This window comes from Nonomuraea terrae (genome assembly GCF_004348995.1).
Lineage (GTDB): Bacteria > Actinomycetota > Actinomycetes > Streptosporangiales > Streptosporangiaceae > Nonomuraea > Nonomuraea terrae.
In genome coordinates this window covers 75,568-94,373 of the sequence record NZ_SMKQ01000002.1, presented here as the reverse complement: position 1 = coordinate 94,373, position 18,806 = coordinate 75,568, and the positions used below count along the sequence as shown (strand labels likewise).

The window sequence follows — 18,806 nt, the reverse complement described above, 5'->3', positions numbered from 1 at the left end:
CGCCGTCGAAGAGGAGGGGACCTCTCGTAGAGGTCGCGGCCCGCTCTGATCACAGGTGCTTCCTGAGGTCGTCGACGTCGAGGAGCGGCAGGCCCCAGCGCAGGGCGGCGACCTCCAGGTCGGCGGCCCGCGCCATGGTCCCGTCGGGGTTCATGACCTCGCAACACACCCCGACGGGCGGCAACCCCGCGGCCACGCACATGGCGACGGTGGCCTCGGTATGACCGGCGCGCTCGGAGAGACCTCCAGGGCGTGCCGCCAGTGGGAAGACGTGTCCGGGCCGGAGGAAGTCGGCGGGTCTGGAGTCCGGGTGGGCCAGGCGGCGCACGGTCGCGGCGCGTTCGGCCGCCGACACCCCGGTGCCGGTCCCGGCCGCCAGGTCCACCGGGACGTGCGGCCGGGTGCCATGCCGATCACCGGGTCCGGGGATGGGCCCGATCTCCAGACGGTCGAGCACCTCGGGCGCGCACGGCACCGTCGGATGGCCGAAGACCTGGGTGAGCAGGAAGGTGAACGCCTCCGGGCGCAACCGCGCTCCCGCGAACACCACGTCGCCCTCGCCCTCCCGGTCGGGATCCCAGATCACCACGGCTCCTCCGGACGCGAGCTGCGTCACCGCCTTCTGCACGCCTTGCCCGCCCGAGACCCGTCCCGCCCACGGCAGCGCCGCGACCACCTCGCTCACTGCCCGCCCCGGGTCGGACGGCCAGCGCCGCACCAGGCGGGTGAGCAGATCGGGCTCCAGGTTCACCCGATCGCCGGCCGACAGCTCCGACAGCGCGGTGGCCTGCAACGTCGCGGGGATCAGGGCTACGGAGAACCGGTCGCGGGACACCTCGGCGACGGTCAGGCTGACGCCGTCGACCGCGATCCGGCCCTTGGGGACGACCAGGGGGAGAAACCGCTCCGGCGGCTTGATCCACAACCGCCGTGCGGTGCCGTCGTCGTCGACTCTCATGACCTTGCCCACGGCGTCCACGTTGCCCTGGACCAGGTGACCGCCCAGCGGGTCGCCCAGGGTCAGCGGCGCCTCCACGTTGACCCGCGTGCCGGGCTGGATCTCGTCGAGGGTCGATCGGCGACGGGTCTCGGCAGAAAGCCTGGCTTCCAGGACGTCCGTCTCGTGCTCGGCTCGAACGGCCGTCAGCCCGACGCCGTTCAGGCAGATCGAGCTCAGCGCGCTCGCGGCGGCCTTGGGCGCTCTGACCGCGATCCGTGCCTGGTCGACGGCCACCACCGTTCCGACTTCCTGGATGTGTCCGGTGAACATGCGACACCACCTCTCGACAGCGGGAGGACGGTCCTCTCCGCGGGAAGGAGTCAGGGGCCGAGCGGGCCCGAGAGGTGGCGGGGTGTCACCGCGCGGCCCGGAATCACACCGAGTCGTCCCGCCACGATCAGCGGAACCGGCGGGCTTTCACCGCCACACCTTGGAATCGCACCAATCCACCTATATCACCCATCAGCCGGCAAGATCAACGGTCGGCCGGCCTGATCGGCGCTCCCACGACGAACCAGCGCCTACCTCGGTGCACGTAGACGCCGAGGTGCGACCTGAACATCGGTGCGATGTCCGTCCGGAGCCTGCCCGGCGGCAACGCCCCGGAGCATAGGAGCTCACGGGAAGTCGCGGCGGTGTGACGGGTGAGATGAGGCGGTCTCTGGCTTGCCGTTCAGGTGCGACGCGCCGTGGCTACACGGTCGGTGGGCCTTGTTCGATACGGCGTAGTACCGGCGCGAGCTTGTCGAGGTCTTCGCCGCGGATGTGCTGCCGTTCGTCCCACCAGGTCGCGCCGGCGTCGGCCAGCGGGCCGATCAGGTCGCGCGCCCCGGCGGGGTCGGTGGGGCTCGCGCCGCCGACGACGATCTCGAAGGGCGTGTCTCGGCTGGGGTCGCGGTGCCGGTGGACGAAGGCGGCCAGGTCGCGGACCTCGTCGGCGGGCGGGGCCTCGCCGTGTGTGGCGGAGGCGAACAGCGGCACCGCGCCGTCCCAGCGGGCGGCTCGGCGCATCGGACGCTGACGCGGCCAGTACCCCGCGATCCAGACCGGCGGATGGGGGCGTTGCACCGTGGCGGGCAGCAGGGTCACGTCACGCACCTGGAAGTGCGGGCCCTCATGGTTCACCGGCTCGCCCGACCAGTAGCGCCGCAGCAGGTCCAGCCCCTCGTCCAGGCGCTCGGCGATCACGACCGGGTCGGTCGGCTCCCCGAAACTGCCGAACTCGTCGTCGATCGGCGCGCCCAGACCCGCCCCGAAGATCACCCTCCCGCCGCTGAGCGCGTCGAGGGCGGCCACCTGGCGGGCCAGTTGCTGAGGACGGCGGCGGGCGACCGGGGTGATCAGCGTGCCCAGCCGGATCCGCGAGGTGGCCAGCGCCGCGGCGGTCAGCAGCATCCATGGATCGCCGAAGGTGCGGCGGAGCTGCTTGCGATGCACGAGGTGGTCCCAGACGAACAACGCGTCCCAGCCCGCACGTTCCGCCGCCACGGCCACCGATGCCACGGTCCTGGCGTCCGCGAAGTCCCCGAAGTTCGGGATGTTGATCGAAAAACGCATCTTCGCATACTCCCTCAGGTCGTCCTCATGCTCGGGAGCAGGTCCCCATCCGGCGTTCCAGCCCGTTCACCTCCGGGGGCAGCGCGCGTCGTGACCATCGACCGGTCGCCGGGTGCTCGCCGCAGGCCGAGGTTGAGGGCCACGTAACGGGCGTGGAGTCGGTGGTTCCGCGGCGCCTTGAGGAGCCACGCGGATTTTTCTTGTACGGCACCCCGAAAACCCTGACATTTACATTTCGGAAAAAATGCTGAAATGCCGTGATCATAGCGTCTGATTCGGCATTTTAGGACATGCCACTTCCGTGCTTTCTGTTTCCTTTAATCCAGATTTTCGAAGGACGGTTTTCGTGCAGCGCAGGTCCAGACACACAGACGTTCGCCATCAAGCGGCCGGAAAGACATCAATGGGCCTGCGTCTACGTCGCGTGGCGATCGTCGCCGCCGTGCTGACGGTCTGCGTGGGTTTGTTCGTCTCCCCGGCGACCGCTGATCCGCAGAAGACGGACCTCAAGCAGCTGACCGGCATCGTGCAGCCGCTCGTCGACGATGCCGCGGCACACGGCGTCCGGGTCTCGGTCGGTCTGGCGGACCTGAGCCGTCCCAACGGCCAGAGCGCGATCCTCGGCTCGGTGGCCTCCTACAACCCGGCCAGCGTCATCAAGCTTTCCCTGCTGGCCACCCTGATGCGACAGGTCGACCGCGGCCTCATCTCGCTCGACGCCCCGGTGACGGTCTCGCCGTACATGGTCGTGGGGGGAAGCGGCACCATCCAGAACGAGCACATGCCGTTCAACACCACAGTGCGTGAACTCGCGCGCCGGATGGTGGTCGTCAGCGACAACACCGCCACGAACGTCCTGCTGTACTACGTCGGGATACCGACGGTTCAGGCGCTGCTGGACGATCTCGGGCTGAAGACGATGAAGTTCAACCGGCAGATGTTCCCGGGCGATCTCATCACCGCTCCGACGAATGCCATCGATGCCGCGGATACGCTCTCGCTGCTCAAGGCGACGTACTCCGGCCGGCTCCTTTCGCGCACGTCCACGGACCAGATCGCGGACTGGATGCTGCACCAGGAGGTCGACACCAAGTTCGGGGCGGTTCTGGCCGGCAAGCCGATCGCTCACAAGACCGGAGAGACCGGCAACGTCACCCACGATGTGGGCTATTTCCTGGTCCCCGGGCATGAGACCGCGGTCGTCGTGCTCACCGAGGTGACCACGACGACCAGCTACAACGAGGCTCAGCGGATCGGCAACCCGATCGTGCAGAACATCGGACTGGCCGTCTACGACCATCTCCACGGGCTTGGACACCCAGCACCGGCTGCCGCCGGCTGATTCCCGGAGGGGGTGAGCACACCTCATCCCCTCCATCTTCAGGCTCACACAGACAAGCACTTGTTTTGATCGGTGCCAGTGTCTAACGCTCGCCGGGAATGACAACGCCGGATTCGTACGCCATGACCACCGCCTGGACCCGGTCGCGCAGCCCGAGCTTCGTCAGGATGCGCCCCACGTGCGTCTTGACCGTGGTCTCCGACAAGAACAGCTCGGCCCCGATCTCGGCGTTGGACGCGCCTCGGGCCAGGCTGAGGAAGACTTCACGCTCGCGCTCCGTGAGCACGTTGAGCACGGCGTCCGGGTCGGTGTCGGCCTTCGTGACGAGCCGCCCGATGAGCCGCCGGGTCGTGGCGGGCGCGATGATCGAGTCGCCCCGGTGCACGTGCCGGATCGCAGCGACGATCTCCTCTCCTGGCGCGTCCTTCAGCATGAACCCGCTCGCACCGGCGCGCAGCGCGGCCAGGGCGTGCTCGTCGAGGTCGAACGTGGTCAGCACCAGCACTTTCGGCGGGTCGTCCAGCCGCTGGATCTCCCGGGTGGCGGTGACACCGTCCATTCGGGGCATACGGATGTCCATCACCACCACGTCGACGCGCCGCGACTCCAACGCCTTCAGGGCCGCCAGGCCGTCAGCGGCCTCGGCGACCACTTCCACGTCGGGCTGGGACCTGACGACCATGGTCAGGCCGTTGCGCAGCAACTCCTGGTCGTCGACGATCATGATCCTGATGATGGAAGACTCCTCGGCTCATAGGGCACGGTGGCCGACAGTTCGAAGCCGGTGCCGGGGCGTCTGCCGGCCTCCAGGGTGCCTCCCACCATGCTGAGACGTTCGCGCATCCCGGTCAGCCCGACGCCGGCCTCTTCGGCGGGCGGCCCGGCGCCGTCGTTCGTGATGGTGATGTGCAGTCCGTCCGGGCGCCACGCCAGCGTCATGTCGGCCGAGGCCGTCTCCCCCGCGTGCTTGATGACGTTGGTCAGCCCCTCTTGGATGACGCGATAGGCGGTCAGGTCGACGGCGGGGCGCAGCGGCCGGGCGTCCCCGACCTCCTGTACGGTGACGCGTACGCCCGTATCTCGCACATGGTCGAGCAGGTCGGAGAGGTCGCCGAGGCCCGGTTGCGGAGCGGTGCCGCCGTCGGCGCGCAGCACGCCCAGGAGCCCGCGCATGTCGCGCAGGGCCTCGCGCCCGACCCCGGCGATGGTGGCGAACACACCCGCCCCGGGCGAGTCCGGATCGGACAGCCTGCCGCCCTCCGCCTGGCTGACCATGACGGCGAGCGAGTGGGACACCACGTCGTGCATCTCCCGGCTGATGCGGTCGCGTTCCGCCCGCGCCGCCTCCTTCCGCTCCCGCGCACGGTCGGCCTCGGCGCGCCCGGCCTTCGCTCTGAGCTCGGACAGGAACAACACCCGCATCCGGCTGAGACGCCCCAGCGACCAGAGGCACGCCGCCGCGGCGACCAGGCCGACCGACAGCCCGATCCGCCACGCGACCAGCTCGTAGGAGCCCGACGAGCCGCCCCACGAGGCCGGATTCCACAGACGCGCCAGGACCAGGACCACTCCCGTCAGGGTGACGGCCAGGCAGACCAGGCTGGGCAGCAGTTCGAGCCGGCCGGACGCCGTGTAGAGCAGCAGCCCGAAGACCAGCGTGCTCGGCAGCAGCACCGCCGGATAGTAGGCGCCGCCCGGGTCGTGCAGGGGCGGCAGCGCCACCAGCAGCAGCATCGCCGCGGCGGCCAGTCCGTACGCCGCCAGCGGGCGCAGCCGACGCGGAACGACGCAACCATGCAGCACCAGCAGGCCGAGACCCGCGAGCAGGCGGAGCGACAGGGGACTGTCCGAGGCCCGGAGCAGGCTCAACGAGACCAGGCCGAGCGGCAGGACGAGCAGGACGGCGAGCACGGCATCGGCGCTCACCTGATGCCGGTTGAGAAACGAGTCCACCGCGGCGCCGGCAGGGGACGGGGACTCACGCACGCCCACCATTATGGTCGGCGTGCCTGAGCGAGGTGCCGGCGGCGGGAGAGGTACGCCAGCGCGGCCACCGCCAGGGCCACACCCCACAGCGGCCACAACATCTCCGGCAGCCAGGCGCCCAGCTCGTCGGCCGCCCCCGCCGGGCCGACCTGCTCGCCGGTGAGCTTCTTGCGGACGTACATCAGTCCGGCGGAGGTGATGGGGAGGGAGACGGCCAGAGCCGAGTAGGCGGGGAATCGCGCCGGGATCGGCCGCCCGCGCAGGAACGGCACCCAGCGCGGCCAGCTCTCACCCCACGGCCGGACCAGGCCGACGGTCAGGACCGCGCCGACGAGACCGAGCGTGCTGAGACCGGCGCCGATCGGGGTGATCTCGGCGATGTAGGCCAGGAACTGGTCGCTGATGCCGACGGGCACGCCCAGGAGCCAGCCGAAGCGGGTGACGGCGTAGACGACGGGGACGGCGACCGCGACAGCGGTCGCATACCGCCCGATCCGTAGCGCGCCGGTGGCGCTGCCGGACCGCCCGGGCCCTCCGATCAGCGCGCGCGTCCCCAAGAGCATCAGGCTGACGCCGGCCGCCATCAGGATGAGCAGGTTGACGCTGGGCCACGTCAGCATGGTCGCGATCATCGAGAACTCGGCCTGGCCGGCGAGTGCGGCGGCCAGCATCACCGGCAGGTACCCGGCGGTCATCATGATGCGCACGTCGGGCAGGAGCACCGCCAGGCCGACGCCGGCCACGACGGCCACAACGGCGGGGGCCCGGTTGAGCGGGCCTCTGGTGGCGAGCACGGCGACGACGCCGGCCACCAGCGCCGACATCGCCAGCACGCCGCCGCCGGCCGCCGCCGGAAGAGGGTCGAGCAGGGTGTTGCCCGCCCCCGCACGGCCGGCGTCGAACGGATATCCGGGCCCTCCGAGAGCCCAGAGCAGGCCGAGGGGCAGATAACCCACCGACCATACGGCGGTGATCAGGACCGGCACGATCGTACGGCGGTTTCCTGGAGGAGAGGTGTTCACCCGGCCCAATCTGCCGCCGCGGCGGTGCCCCGCACATCGTCACCGGGTCTTGGCCGACTCCTCCGGAGGTCGCGACGGCGTCGTCCCAGAGGAGGACCTCTCAGCCGCGGCGGCCCGGGCGAACGTGCACATGCGCAGCTCAAGAGCTGGCGCATTCTCCGCAAGCTCCGCTGCAGCCCCGGCAAGGCCGGCTACCTGTGCAAGGCCGTCGCAGTCCTTCAGAATCACCACGCAGCCGGAGGACGAAAAGCGCTCACTCCGCCATGACAGCGAGAGTCCTAATGGGGAAGGGGAAGCTTGAGCTTCTGCAGGGCCTTGCCGAACTCCTCGGCCGGGTCGCCGCGGTAACCCCACGGTGCGGCCTCCCCGACCCGGTTGCCTACCTGGGAGAGATGCCGTGCGGCCAGGTCGTACGTGTCCCTGGTCTGGAAGAAGATCGCACCGAACAGGTGGTGGGCGTCGACATCTCGTACATGTGACCGCTTGCCGGTCGTCCAGCGGCTCTCGGCCTCCTTCAACTCGCTGAGCACCGTCTCGGAGAAGTAGGCCATGCTGAACTTCATGTAGGCCATCAATGTGCTCTCCTGCACCAGCCGGGTCTCCTCGGCGAGCAGGTACTCCAGATGCGCCAACGCGAGCATGGCCGTGAGCGGGTTGCCCGGTGGAGCCAGCGCCACCGCGCTACGGGCGTGCGCGAACATGTCCTCATGGGACCCGCCCCATTTCGCGCTCACCGCCTGGAGCCTGGCCCAATGGGCGGAGAACAGGGTGTCGCACCGAGAGGTGATCTCGGCCCAGATCGCATCTTCCTCCGACCGGTCGAGTTGCATGCCCAGGCCGTACCAGATCATGGACTCCCACGGCACGGCATCGTCCGGACGCAGTCGGGCCGCCTCCATGAGCGGCTCATGCGCGGTGGACAAAGTGGCGAAGAACATCTTGAACCGATCGCTGCCGACCGTGGAGGCGTAACCACCGCCGCGAATGGCCCACGCTTCATTGATGATCGTACGGCCGAGCCACAGGAGGACGTCCGCCGGATGGTCGGCCTCGTCCAGCAACTCCATGATCTCCCGGCTCCGGCCGATCGCGGCGTCACCGAGCGCTTCCGTCCTCAGCGAACGCAGCTCAGGATCGTCATGAGTCTCCGAGAGCAGGGCGATCCCCGCTTGAAGGTGCCCCTGGCTCACCAACTCGACGCCGGCGTCCAGAGCGGCGTCTGTCCAGGTGCGCCCGACGACCATGTTCTCACTGGCATACCGCGATAACTTCCGGCGGCGAAAGATCCCCATGGACGGTCATTTGTAGCACTAATTGACATGAGGCGATGGCCGGACCGGGCCCCAGTTCATGGGGTATCCGAGTGTTCTCGGCGATTCTTAATCGGGGCCTGCGGATCGCGGTTATGGACGGGATTCATCCGGAGGGCTGCCGCCTCTCGTTGAGGGGTTTCGTGGATTCTCGATCACACGCGTCATGCCCGCGGGGCCACCGCATCGTGGGTGATCCGCGTCCCCACGTCCTCGCCCTCGCAGATCGCCTTCATCGCGCCCTTTGCCGCCACATCGAAGACGTGCATGAGAAGCCTCTGCTCGTTGGCGAGCACGAACGCGCTCTCATCCATGACTTTCACGCCGGCCGCCAGAGCCTCCCGGTATGTGAGGGTGGTGTACCGCTTCGCGTCGGGGTTGATGTTCGGGTCGCTGTCGTACACGCCGTCGACACCGCGCTTGGCCACCAGCAGCGCATCCGCGTCGAGCTCCAGAGCCCGCTGGACCGCGGGATAGTCCGTCGTGACGTACGGCTGGCCGATGCCGCCGGCGAGCAGCACGATCAGCCCACGGCGCAGGTGACGGTCGGCGCGGAGCCGGATGAAGGGCTCTGCCACGCTCTGCATGGGCACCGCGGTCATCACTCGCACATCTGTCGTGGAACGTGCGGTGAGCACGCCGCGCATCATCAGCGCGTTCATGACCGTGCCGAGCATGCCGATGTTGTCGGCCTCGGCCCGGCCGATGCCCCATCCCTCGGCCATCCTGCCCCGGAAGTAATTGCCACCGCCGATGACGACCGCGACCTGGACGCCGAGCTCGTGAACCGACAGGATCTCATCCGCCAACTGCGCCAGGCTGGCGGGATCGGTGCCCCAACCGGCGTCTCCCGCGAGCGCCTCGCCGCTCAACTTGGCCACGACACGTGAATAACGGCGCACGACGTTCCCTTCACGGCCGCACGGTCGGCGACCCGGTCAAGAATACGAGGTCCGCCGCGGACGCGTGCGAGCACGGTCCGGCGCTGACGTCGCGCGAGCTGTCTTCGACGCGGGGAGTCCTTCGGCGAGGATGAGGTCGCCGAGGGGCAGCGGCCGCTCGTCTCCTCGATCGCTGCCCCGGCCTGCCGACCCACTGCAGGTTGCCTGGCGGTGGGTCAGCGGCGGCGTTTGAAGACGTTCTTCGGGATGTAGCCGGTGACGACCTGGGTGCGGTCGACGACCTCGGCGTTGTGGTAGTTCACCGCGATCGAGGCGAACGAGTAGGCCTTCGGGACGGTCAGGTCCTGGGTGGTGACGAGGAAGTCGACGGTCTTCTCGACGGCGATCCGCATGGCGCGGTCGAGGTCCCAGTGGATGCCCATCATGATCCAGTGGTCGTCGGTCTCGGCCCACGGGAGCTCGGTTGCCACGTTCTTGATCAGGGTGATGCGGAACGTGCCGGAGAGGGAGTGTTCGACGGCGGTGCCGCTGACCTCGCCGTCGCCCTGGCAGCTGTGCGGGTCGCCGACGAAGATCTGCGCGCCGGGCTGGAAGACCGGCAGGTAGAGCTTCGTGCCGACGCAGAGGTCGCGGACGTCCATGTTGCCGCCGAACTTGCCCGGGGGCGTGGAGTTCTGCACGCCGGTGGCCGGCGGCGGCTCGCCCTCGGTGTTGCCGATGAACTCGCCCGTCGGCGAGGCGACCGCGATGATCCCCATGAACTTCTGGGTCGGGATGAAGATGTCGTCGGAGAAGAAGACGACCTCCTCACCGCGGTGCATGCCGGTCCGGTAGAGGTGGGTGCGGACGTCGGGCCAGACGCCGGCCGGAAGGTCGGGCGGGATCTCGGCGGGTATGTCGAGGCCCTCGTCGCCCTCGCGCCAACCGGGGTAGAACGTGGCCATGACCCCGCCGGTGGGAGCGGTGTTGTTGAAGCCGTACGGCACCCGGGTGTCGATGTCGAGGATGTCGACCACGATGGTGTCGCCCGGCTCGGCGCCCTCGACGTAGATGGGGCCGGTCAGGACGTGACCGCCGTACCGTCTGCCCGCGGCCTGGCGCTCGGGCAGCGTCTCCCAGAACGCCAGCCCGTCGGGCAGGATCTCGTCCGGCTCGACCCCGAAGGCGCCGAAGTAGTCGCGCGGGTGGATGTCAGGGTTGGTGAAGCCCTGGTGGGAGAGGGTGTCGACGCGGACGGTCTGACCCGACCTCATCGTGAGGCCGGGCTCCCAGCCGATCGGGAAGCCGCCCCAGTGGAGTTCGTCCGGGGTGGATTTGAGGTGATGGTCCCACTTCGCGGGCTTGGAACCGCGGCGGCTGCCCTTGTCGCCGGGCGACGCCTGGGCGGGGGCGGCGACGCCGGCCCCGATCGTTGCGGCCAGACCGGCGGCCAGCAGGCTTCTCCGACTCGCCGAGCTCCAGTGGTTGGTGGAAATGGCCGGGCTCCCATCACTGAAGGGGCACCCCAGGAGATCCCCGGGTGCGTGGACAGGCCCCTCCCGATGATCACCGGGGGGTTGCTCCACGGTGACCGTCCGGTGTTTCAGCCGCATGTCGGTCGTGGAAAATCCGGGGGAGTTCTTCGATCCGGAGGTCCGAGAAGACCAGGGCGGGGTCTTGCGTGTGTCGAACGCATCGTCGTGCCGGGAAAGGGAGTGCGATCCACCGATCGGTGGATCGCGGGCGCCATCCGGTGGGGTCGAGGGGGCCGCCGGGTGGTACGGCAGGTCCCGTCTGCCGGTCGGTGTCGGGATGAGGGCCGTCGTACCAGGGTGGACGCAGTAAGTCGCCGAGCCCGGGAGGACGCGCGCATGCCACCAGTGATCGAGGTACGGAACCTCCACAAGCGTTATGGGAACAACGTCGCGGTCGACGATGTCTCGCTCACCGTTCAGGAGGGCGAGATCCTCGGGATCCTCGGCCCGAACGGCGCCGGCAAGACGACGACCGTGGAGTGCGTCGAGGGTCTCCGTGCGCCGGACCGGGGCGAGATCAAGGTGTTCGGGCTGGATCCGCTCCGGGACCGCGCCGAGGTGACCCCGAGGTCCTCGAACTCGTGGCGGCCGGGAACACCAACCGTGAGGCGGCCGCCCGGCTGTTCATCACCGAGGCCACGGTCAAGAGCCACCTGCTGAACATCTACGCCAAAGACCGGGCCGCGGCGCGGATCACGGCTCGGGCGTCGGCCACCGGGCCCAGGCGGGCCAGTTCGTCGGGGTCGGTCACGGCGCGGATCGTCTGGATCCGGCCGTCGAGCATGTCGAGCGCCAGCGTGTTGACGACCTTGCCGTCGCGGTCGCGGAAGATCGCGCCTGGGCGGCCGTTCACCTCGTGCGGCTCCACCACGCCGCCGATCCGGATGAACGGCGGGACGATCGCGGCGAGCACCCGGGCCACGTTCTCGGCGCCGAAGACGGGCTTCCACTGCGGGCCCTTGCCGCCGCCGTCGCCGACCATGTGAACGTCGGCGGCGAGGAGCTCCCGCAACCCGTCGACGTCCCCTTCCTTGAAGGCGTCGAAGAATCGTGCGGTGAGCTTCTCGCCTGCCTGCCGGTCGGCCTCGAAGCGGGGGCGGCCCTCGTCCATGTGGCGGCGGGCCCGCACCGCGAGCTGGCGGCAGGCCGCCTCCGAGCGTCCCACCGCCGAGGCGATCTCCGGGAAGCCGAACCCGAACACCTCGCGCAGCACGAAGACCGCCCGCTCCAGCGGGCTGAGCCGTTCGAGCAGCAACAGGGCCGCCATCGACACCGAGTCGGCCAGCTCCGCCGAGCGCTCCGGGTCCTCGTACGGGTCGGTGAGCGGCGGATCGGGCAGCCACGGCCCGGCGTGGACGCGGTCCGCGTAGCCGGGCGGCAGGGCGGGGCCCTCGGGGCCGAGGTCGTAGCCGGCGCCGGCGCTGACCAGGGCGATCTCGGGGCGCTTGCGGGCGGCGACCTCGACACACAGGTGGAGGGCGATCGCGTCCCAGACGATCTCCACCTTCTCCGGCGGCAGCCCCTGACCGGTGAGCCACTCGGCGGCCAGGTCGGCGCCGTCGAGGTCGAAGCGCTGGTCGCCGTTGGCCTGGTCGCTGAGGCCGGCGTCGTGCAGCAGGCAGCCGAGGAACAGCAGCTCGTCGTCGTAGTCGTGGCCGGGCCGAAGCCCTTGCCGCTCGCCGAGGAAGCGTCCGTACAGGTAGGCGCGCATGCTGTGGTTGAAGATCGCGGGCTTCTCCGGGTCCTGGGCGAAGCGGATCGCGTTCAGCGTCAGTGTGCTCCAGGGGAACGGCAGGCTTCCGTAGGCGTCCATGACGGTGTCCCTTCTCAATCGCCGGGGGAGTGGCGGCGCAGGCGGCGTACGGCGAGCAGGCCGCCGATGCCCGGGATGGCGGCGCGCCGGCGGGTGCCGGCGGCCGGGGTCAGCAGCAGCGTGGTCACGATGACGGTGAGGTAGGCCGAGCCGTGCAGGGGGCCGCCGAGTGAGGTGATCGACTCGTTGTGCACGGTGAACACGTTGACCAGGAGGATCACCAGAGAGACGGCCTCGACGGCGGCCGCGGCCCGGAGGGTGCGTTCCATCAGAAACCCTCGGGGGCGCCGGGGCGGACGATCATCAGGACGACCACGATCGCCCACAGGAGGTTGTAGAAGCCGGCGATCATGGAGAGCGGGCGCAGCCGGTCGCGGTCGACGAGGGTGTCGAGCGCATGGCGTTGCCGGGGATGGATCTGCAGGGCCAGCAGGACGCCTGCGGCGGCGGTGAGGATCATGGCGAGGGTGATCCAGATCTCGCCGGTGCGCCCCTGGACGAAGGCGAGGATCAGACCGGCGGCGGGCACGACGACGCCGAAGAGGCTGTAGCCGCGGGTGATGCGGTGCAGCGCGACGGCCACGGCGCGGCTGCGCTCGTCCGGCTGCGAGGCGCCTTCCGGTACGGCGACGGGCACGTAGCGCGGGAACAGGCTGGTCGCGACCGCCGAGCCTCCGATGAACACGATGCCGGCGAGCACATGCACCGACAGCAGGAAATCTTCCATGGGTTCTCCCAATGACCTTCAGGGTGCCTGAAACCTAGCACATGACCTTCAGGCTTCCTGAAGCAGGCCTCCGCCCGGTGATAATCACCGGAATCGCATGACAGATGTCATGTGTGTTGATGACATCGGCGACTGCCGTCGCGTTACGTGTCTCGGAAAAATCAAAGGCGGGAAACGGAGACGGGAGAAGCGGGCATGAAATGGCGTTTAGCCGGAACACTGCTGGCGTCGCTGGCGATGGTCGTGGCCACCGCACCGCCGATGGCCGCCGTGGCGCAGGCTCGCGAAATCCCCGCCGGGGGAGTGCCCGGGGTACGGGTGCCGGAGCTGACGTGGACGGCGTGCGCCGACGCGCCGCGATTACAGTGCGCCACCGCTGAGGTGCCGTTGGACTACACGCGCCCGCGCGGCCGGAGGGTGACGCTGGCGCTGGCCAGGATCCCCGCCGCGGATCGGGCCAAGCGAGCGGGCTCCCTGGTGGTGAACCGGGGCGGCCCCGGATATTCGGCCGTCGACTACCTGCAGGGCATCGTCACCGGCGCCCTGCCCGGCCCGGTGAACGCCGACGTGCTGGCCAGGTACGACATCGTCGGCGTCGACCCGCGCGGCTCCGGGCGGAGCGTGCCGGCCGTACGGTGCTTCGCGGACGCGAAGGAGGCCGAGGCGCTGGCCAGCGGCGTGTCCAACGCGCCGGTGACGGCCGGGGAACGCAGGCAGCGGGCGAAGGCCGACGCCCGGTACGCGAGCCTGTGCCGCAAGCGCGGGGGCGACCTGCTCGACCACGTCAGCACCGTCGCGATCGCCCGCGACCTCGACGTGGTGCGCGCGGCCCTCGGCGAGGACCGGCTGAACTACCTGGGCCAGTCGTACGGCACCTACCTCGGCATGGTCTACGCGAACATGTTCACGAACAGGACCGGGCGGTTCGTCTTCGACAGCGTCCTCGACCCCACCCGGCGGGACGCGGGCGGGCCGGGCACCACGCCGTCGGCCCGTACCGGCAGCGACGTGGCCACCAGGCGCACGCTGGAGGAGTTCTTCCGGCTGTGCGAGGAGGCCGGTGAGCGGTGCGCGTTCGGCGGCGGGGACCCGGAGGCGGCGTTCGACCGCATTCTCGACGTGCTGCGCCGGGGGCCGGTGCGGCTCAAGGCGAGCGACGGCGCGACCGTCCCGCTCACCTACTCCTTCGTGGTGACGTGGACCGGGAGCTGGCTGTACCAGCCGATGTTCTGGAACGAGCAGGGCGGCGGGGCGCCGTTCCTGAAGGCGGTCGCCGAGGCGATCGAGGATCCGTCCGGCCCGGCGGGCGGATCCCTCGCGGCCGACGTGGTGCTGCTGCAGCAGGCCGGCATCGGCGGCACGCCGTACACCAGCCCGATCGTCGCCGCCTACCACGCGGTGACCTGCGGTGAGACGGACGGGCCGCGAAGTGCCCGGGCGCTGGAGCGGCTCGCGGCGGAACGCGACCGGGACGCGGCGCCGTTCGGGACGCTGCGGGCGTACGAGAGCAGCCCCTGCGTGCCCTGGCACAGCGCGAACAAGCTCCGGCACCGGGGGCCGTGGCACGCCCGCACCCGAGAGCCCGTGCTCATCCTGAGCAGCAGGTTCGATCCGGCGACTCCGGTGTGGTCGGCGCAGCGCGTGCACGACATGCTGCCCGGCAGCCGCCTGCTGATCAACGAGGGGTGGGGGCACGTGGCGGCCCAGCAGTCCGGCTGCGTGGTGACCGCGACGTCCCGCTACCTCGTCGACGGCACACTGCCCGCCAAGGGCGCCACGTGCCGGCCGGACACGATCCCGTTCGCCGCCTCATAGGTCCAACGTGACCTATTGACGGATTGTTGAACGATTCGTAAGGTCTGATCATCTGCGGGCAGGAGGTAAGGGCGCCATGACGTACCTACGACGCGGGGCGGCGTTGGCCCTGGCGGCCGTGACCCTGCTCGCCACGGCGGGGCCGGTCTCGGCGCGGAGCGAGCGCGGATGCCTCGACTCCGGGGCGGCCCTGTCGGTGGAGGAGGAACGGCTGGGGCTGACCCTGCCCGACGCCGACGACCCGGCGGTGCCGCAGTCGCGCACGTTCGCCCGTCAGATGATCGAGGGCGGCGGCTTCCAGGGCTTCACCCCGGCGCTGACCCGTGACCTCTGCCGGACGACGAGCCTCAAGGCCACCACGGCGCTCGTCCTGCGCGCGGGCGAGGAGCTCTGGCGCGACGCCGTACGGCGGGCCCAGCAGCGGGAGCCGGTCCGAGGCGACCTGCCCTACAGCGACGACCGGCCGCTCTACTGGACCCGGCTGGAGTCGACCGCCGTCCTGCGGCAGTGGACGCCGAAGTTCCGGCTGTCCGCCGCCGAGCGGACCGAGCTGATCACCCGGTTCGACCGCGCCTCCCGCGGCATGTTCGACATCGACCTCCCCAGCGGGAAGGGCGTCAGGCGGGTCATCGCCAGCGGCTTCGACCCGTACACGCTCGACGGCGGAACGACCGGCCCCGCGCCGGGGACGGTCGGCAACAACATCCGGCACGGCAACCCGTCGGGGGCGACCGCACTCGCCCTGGACGGCACCACGTACCGGACGAAGAGCGGCGGGATCGCGCGGATCGAGGCCTACACGCTGCCGGTCAACTATCCCGAGTTCGAGCGCGGCTATCTGGAGGACACCGTCGGGCCGTTCATGCGCCCGGGGCCGAAGCGGGTGGACGCGTCCATCACGATCAGCCAGGCGGGCGGCGCGGCGTTCAACCTGGAGCAGTGGAACGCGCGCTACCACGGCGTCTCGCCGGGCAACGACAAGGTCCGGCCGTGCGCGCCGGCCGGCGGCGTGCCGCAGCTGGCCGTGGACAACAACGCGTGCAACAGCTCCGTGGTGGAACGCTGGGGCGGGCCGGCCGATTTCAGCCTGACCGAGCCGCCCCAGTGGACCTCCGCCACCCTGCCCATCGCCGAGATGATCAAGGCGAACACGGGCGCCTCCATCCCCCGGCCGCCGGGCGACACGTGGCCGGACCCGTCCGTCGCCTTCGGCGTGGTCTGGCACACGAACTACACGCAGTTCCCCGACTGCGCCGCCACCGCCCGGCAGACGCGGAACGACCCGCCGCCGGTCGAGTACCCGCCGCCGACCGCTCCGACCCCGCCCGACCCCGGATCGTGCTCCTACAGCGGTGGCGGCGGCAACTACCTGTCGAACGAGAGCGCCTACCGGAACACGCTGCTGCGCGACCGCATGGGCCTCGACATCCCGGCCGGCCACATCCACACGCCGGACATGCAGCACTTCGAGACCGATTTCCGGCCCAGCGACCCGACCTTCGACGCGTGGCGGCTGGCCATCGTCGGGCAGACGCGCAACCTCGTCCACGTCGTCGCCGACACCGTCTCCTGATCAGCCGGCCAGCCGTACGTCATGCCCGCCGGCGTCCGGGTGGGTGAAGGCGAGCAGCCGGGCGGCCTCGGCCTCGACGGCGTCCCGGTCGGCGGGTGACCACGGCCGCAGCGGCCGCAGCGGCCGCACGGTCAGGACGGCGGCGCCGTCGTCGTGCGAGGTCGTCCACGTCGCCGCCACGGCGCCGTCCACGAGGACCGTGGCGGCGATGGCGTCGCCGACGCAGACCTGACGGCGGATCTCGTCGGTCATGATCCGGCCGCGGTCGGCGTGGGCGAGCAGGGGCGCGTCGAACTCCGGGAGGAACCGCACCGGCGCCGGGAGATCCGCCGCCGGAATCAGCCGGTCGGGCAGGTCGAACAGCTCCCGGCCGGACTCGTCGGTGTACACCCGCAGCTCCGGGCGCAACTGCTCGAACATCTCACGCAGCCCGCTGACGCCGGACCAGACGCGGGCGTCGGAGACGCTCGCCGGGCCGAACGCCGCCAGATAGCGGCGGACCATCCGGCGTACGTCCTCCGCCGTCGCCTCCGGCCGTACCCCGGTCCAGTCGGCGCGGGCGCAGGGGGTCGGGCCGTAGACGTTCCATGTGCCGCTGGGCGCGGGGTGGACCAGCGGTTCCAGGTACTGGACGCTCCAGCCGAGCGCGGTCGGGTCGGCGGCCGGCCGGCGCTGCGCGAGCAGCCTGCCCAGCTGGGGCCGGGTCACGACACGGCCGTCGAGGAGTTCGCGCGCCTCCTCGACCAGAGCGTCGAGGTCCACGCCCGCGGTGCGCCGGCCGAACGTGTTGCGCTGCACGCGGCGCAGCAGCGGCGCCAGCACCGGTCGGACGAACCGGAAGTCCGGCACCGACATCAGGTGCTGGGTGGCCCGCATCATCGTCGAGCGCACCAGCGACCGGTCCTCGATGGCCGCGGTCAGGCCGGCGATCGTGAAGGAGTCGAGCCTGCTCCACAGCGCCAGGTACGGCTGGTTCGGGCTCTGCGCGTTGAGCCCGAACACCCGCTCGACCGCCGTGACCGCCGGCAGGTCCGCGCGCCGCAGCAGGAACTGCCGGTCGAGCAGCGCTCGGCCCAGCGCTCGCTTGCTCAGCCGGTCGCCCATGTCAGCGCAGCTTCCCGAAGAAGAGGCGGACGTCGCCGACGAGTGCCGGCGGCGCCTCCATGGCGAGGAAGTGGCCGCCGGAGTCGAGCTCGGTCCAGTGCACGATGTGGTGGTCGCGTTCGGCCCAGAGCCGAACGGTCACGTCGTGGGCGGAGACCAGCACGCCGGTCGGCACGGTCCCGCGCTGCGGCTCGCCCCAGCCGGCGGCGGTCATCTCCTCGTAGTAGACCTGCGCGGAGGACGCCGCCGTGCCGGTCAGCCAGTACAGGGAGACGGTGGTGAGCATGCGGTCGCGGGAGACGCTATCCTCGGGCAGCCCGTCCACCGGGTCGGTGAGCTCCTTGTACTTCTCGACGATCCAGGCGAGCTGGCCGACGGGGGAGTCGTGCAGCCCGTACGCCACGGTCTGCGGGCGCTTGGAGTTGCACTGCAGGTAGCCGTCGTTGAAGTCCTGCATCGCCTGCCAGCGCCGCTGCTCGGCCTCGCTGAGACCGTCCATCTCGCCTTCCACGCCGGCCGGGAAAGTGATCATGGCGTTGACGTGGACGCCGGCGACCCGGTCGGGCGCCTGCTTGCCGATCTCGGGGGCGACCCACGAGCCGGTGTCGTATCCCTGCACGCCGTACCTGTCGTAGCCGAGCCGGGACATCAGCTCGACCAGGACGCCGGCCATCCTGGCGGCGCTCATGCCGGGCCCGGCCAGCGGCGTGGAGCAGCCGAACCCGGGCAGCGACGGGATCACCAGGTGGAAGGCGTCGGCGGGGTCGCCTCCGTGGGACCGGGGGTCCGACAGCGGGCCGATGACGTCGAGGAAGTCCGCGAAGGTGCCCGGCCAGCCGTGCAGCAGGAGCAGCGGCAGGGCGTCCGGTTCGGGGGAGCGGACGTGCAGGAAATGCACGTTCTGGCCGTCGACGGCGGTGGTGAACTGGGGGTGCCCGTTCAGCGCGGCCTCGTGCGCGCGCCAGTCGTAACCGGTGCGCCAGTAGTCGGCGAGCTCCCGCAGGTATCCGACCGGGACGCCCCGGCTCCAGCCGACCCCGGGCAGCTCGTCCGGCCAGCGGGCGGCGGCCAGCCTCGTGTGGAGATCGTCGATCTGGTCCTGCGGTACGTCGATGCGGAAGGGGTGAATGCCTGTCATGCC

At 70.4% G+C, this 18,806-nt stretch carries 16 protein-coding genes and 1 pseudogene; 4 read left to right on the top strand and 13 right to left on the bottom strand.

The genetic code is table 11. The features are described 5' to 3' along the window. Nucleotides 1–49: 49 nt before the first annotated feature. A complete protein-coding gene (locus E1286_RS01380; protein ID WP_132608343.1) occupies nt 50–1,270 on the bottom strand; it encodes a riboflavin synthase in 1,221 nt (406 codons plus the stop codon). A 423-nt stretch (nt 1,271–1,693) separates the two neighbouring features. Continuing rightward, the gene (locus E1286_RS01375) at nt 1,694–2,557 is read right to left on the bottom strand and encodes an LLM class flavin-dependent oxidoreductase (RefSeq protein ID WP_132608341.1); all 864 of its coding nucleotides are present in this window, start codon (nt 2,555–2,557) and stop codon (nt 1,694–1,696) included. A 424-nt stretch (nt 2,558–2,981) separates the two neighbouring features. On the opposite strand from E1286_RS01375, the gene E1286_RS01370 reads away from it, so the two are divergent. After that, nucleotides 2,982–3,899 (top strand): serine hydrolase, encoded by a 918-nt coding sequence (locus tag E1286_RS01370; protein ID WP_132608339.1) that lies wholly within the window; start codon nt 2,982–2,984, stop codon nt 3,897–3,899. 82 nt (nt 3,900–3,981) lie between these two features. Here E1286_RS01370 and E1286_RS01365 read toward each other — a convergent pair whose 3' ends face one another. From E1286_RS01365 to E1286_RS01335, 6 genes are all read right to left on the bottom strand, one after another. Further along, nucleotides 3,982–4,623 carry a response regulator transcription factor gene (locus E1286_RS01365; protein ID WP_132608337.1) on the bottom strand — a complete coding sequence of 214 codons (642 nt, stop codon included), beginning with the start codon at nt 4,621–4,623 and terminating at the stop codon, nt 3,982–3,984. Then, a complete protein-coding gene (locus E1286_RS01360; RefSeq protein ID WP_165969512.1) occupies nt 4,620–5,885 on the bottom strand; it encodes a sensor histidine kinase in 1,266 nt (421 codons plus the stop codon). Before E1286_RS01360 ends, E1286_RS01365 begins: the two co-directional genes overlap by 4 nt. Nucleotides 5,886–5,893: 8 nt before the next feature. Continuing rightward, nucleotides 5,894–6,907 carry a hypothetical protein gene (locus E1286_RS01355; RefSeq protein WP_132608333.1) on the bottom strand — a complete coding sequence of 338 codons (1,014 nt, stop codon included), beginning with the start codon at nt 6,905–6,907 and terminating at the stop codon, nt 5,894–5,896. A gap of 278 nt (nt 6,908–7,185) precedes the next feature. Then, nucleotides 7,186–8,151 carry a hypothetical protein gene (locus E1286_RS01345; RefSeq protein ID WP_132608329.1) on the bottom strand — a complete coding sequence of 322 codons (966 nt, stop codon included), beginning with the start codon at nt 8,149–8,151 and terminating at the stop codon, nt 7,186–7,188. A 230-nt stretch (nt 8,152–8,381) separates the two neighbouring features. Beyond that, nucleotides 8,382–9,098, bottom strand: a complete 717-nt coding sequence (gene pyrH / locus E1286_RS01340) for a UMP kinase (protein WP_281282605.1) — start codon at nt 9,096–9,098, stop codon at nt 8,382–8,384. A 236-nt stretch (nt 9,099–9,334) separates the two neighbouring features. Continuing rightward, nucleotides 9,335–10,711, bottom strand: coding sequence for an acetamidase/formamidase family protein (locus tag E1286_RS01335; protein WP_132608325.1), 1,377 nt, complete (start codon nt 10,709–10,711; stop codon nt 9,335–9,337). A gap of 258 nt (nt 10,712–10,969) precedes the next feature. Between E1286_RS01335 and E1286_RS01330 the strand changes: the two are divergent. Beyond that, nucleotides 10,970–11,203: pseudogene (locus E1286_RS01330) on the top strand (ATP-binding cassette domain-containing protein); the annotation flags it as partial. A 94-nt stretch (nt 11,204–11,297) separates the two neighbouring features. Here the strand turns inward: E1286_RS01330 and E1286_RS49790 are convergent. The 3 genes from E1286_RS49790 to E1286_RS01315 are packed head-to-tail and all read right to left on the bottom strand — an operon-like array spanning nt 11,298 to nt 13,173. Further along, a complete protein-coding gene (locus E1286_RS49790) occupies nt 11,298–12,446 on the bottom strand; it encodes a sigma factor-like helix-turn-helix DNA-binding protein (RefSeq protein WP_132608321.1) in 1,149 nt (382 codons plus the stop codon). Nucleotides 12,447–12,460: 14 nt separating this feature from the next. Next, nucleotides 12,461–12,715, bottom strand: coding sequence for a DUF3817 domain-containing protein (locus E1286_RS01320; RefSeq protein WP_132608319.1), 255 nt, complete (start codon nt 12,713–12,715; stop codon nt 12,461–12,463). Further along, nucleotides 12,715–13,173, bottom strand: a complete 459-nt coding sequence (locus E1286_RS01315; RefSeq protein ID WP_132608317.1) for a hypothetical protein — start codon at nt 13,171–13,173, stop codon at nt 12,715–12,717. The genes E1286_RS01320 and E1286_RS01315 overlap by 1 nt, the downstream gene beginning before the upstream one ends. Before the next feature lie 195 nt (nt 13,174–13,368). Between E1286_RS01315 and E1286_RS01310 the strand changes: the two genes are divergently transcribed. Next, complete coding sequence (locus tag E1286_RS01310) at nt 13,369–14,988, top strand: alpha/beta fold hydrolase (RefSeq protein WP_132608315.1); 1,620 nt, start codon at nt 13,369–13,371, stop codon at nt 14,986–14,988. Nucleotides 14,989–15,064: 76 nt separating this feature from the next. Beyond that, nucleotides 15,065–16,561, top strand: a complete 1,497-nt coding sequence (locus E1286_RS01305; RefSeq protein ID WP_132608313.1) for a hypothetical protein — start codon at nt 15,065–15,067, stop codon at nt 16,559–16,561. On the opposite strand, the gene E1286_RS01300 is transcribed toward E1286_RS01305, so the two are convergent. Beyond that, nucleotides 16,562–17,665 (bottom strand): winged helix DNA-binding domain-containing protein, encoded by a 1,104-nt coding sequence (locus E1286_RS01300; RefSeq protein WP_132608311.1) that lies wholly within the window; start codon nt 17,663–17,665, stop codon nt 16,562–16,564. Nucleotide 17,666: 1 nt separating this feature from the next. Beyond that, nucleotides 17,667–18,803 carry an epoxide hydrolase family protein gene (locus E1286_RS01295; RefSeq protein WP_132608309.1) on the bottom strand — a complete coding sequence of 379 codons (1,137 nt, stop codon included), beginning with the start codon at nt 18,801–18,803 and terminating at the stop codon, nt 17,667–17,669. Nucleotides 18,804–18,806 lie beyond the last annotated feature (3 nt).

Excerpts from the sequence above, each read along its gene's own strand:
- E1286_RS01295 (WP_132608309.1), bottom strand. The coding sequence starts at position 18,803 with ATGACAGGCATTCACCCCTTCCGCATCGACGTACCGCAGGACCAGATC.
- E1286_RS49790 (WP_132608321.1), bottom strand. The coding sequence starts at position 12,446 with ATGGACGCCTACGGAAGCCTGCCGTTCCCCTGGAGCACACTGACGCTG.
- E1286_RS01310 (WP_132608315.1), top strand. The coding sequence starts at position 13,369 with ATGAAATGGCGTTTAGCCGGAACACTGCTGGCGTCGCTGGCGATGGTC.
- E1286_RS01305 (WP_132608313.1), top strand. The coding sequence starts at position 15,065 with ATGACGTACCTACGACGCGGGGCGGCGTTGGCCCTGGCGGCCGTGACC.
- E1286_RS01365 (WP_132608337.1), bottom strand. The coding sequence starts at position 4,623 with ATGATCGTCGACGACCAGGAGTTGCTGCGCAACGGCCTGACCATGGTC.
- E1286_RS01380 (WP_132608343.1), bottom strand. The coding sequence starts at position 1,270 with ATGTTCACCGGACACATCCAGGAAGTCGGAACGGTGGTGGCCGTCGAC.
- E1286_RS01315 (WP_132608317.1), bottom strand. The coding sequence starts at position 13,173 with ATGGAAGATTTCCTGCTGTCGGTGCATGTGCTCGCCGGCATCGTGTTC.
- E1286_RS01335 (WP_132608325.1), bottom strand. The coding sequence starts at position 10,711 with ATGCGGCTGAAACACCGGACGGTCACCGTGGAGCAACCCCCCGGTGAT.
- E1286_RS01320 (WP_132608319.1), bottom strand. The coding sequence starts at position 12,715 with ATGGAACGCACCCTCCGGGCCGCGGCCGCCGTCGAGGCCGTCTCTCTG.
- E1286_RS01345 (WP_132608329.1), bottom strand. The coding sequence starts at position 8,151 with ATGGTCGTCGGGCGCACCTGGACAGACGCCGCTCTGGACGCCGGCGTC.
- E1286_RS01375 (WP_132608341.1), bottom strand. The coding sequence starts at position 2,557 with ATGCGTTTTTCGATCAACATCCCGAACTTCGGGGACTTCGCGGACGCC.
- E1286_RS01300 (WP_132608311.1), bottom strand. The coding sequence starts at position 17,665 with ATGGGCGACCGGCTGAGCAAGCGAGCGCTGGGCCGAGCGCTGCTCGAC.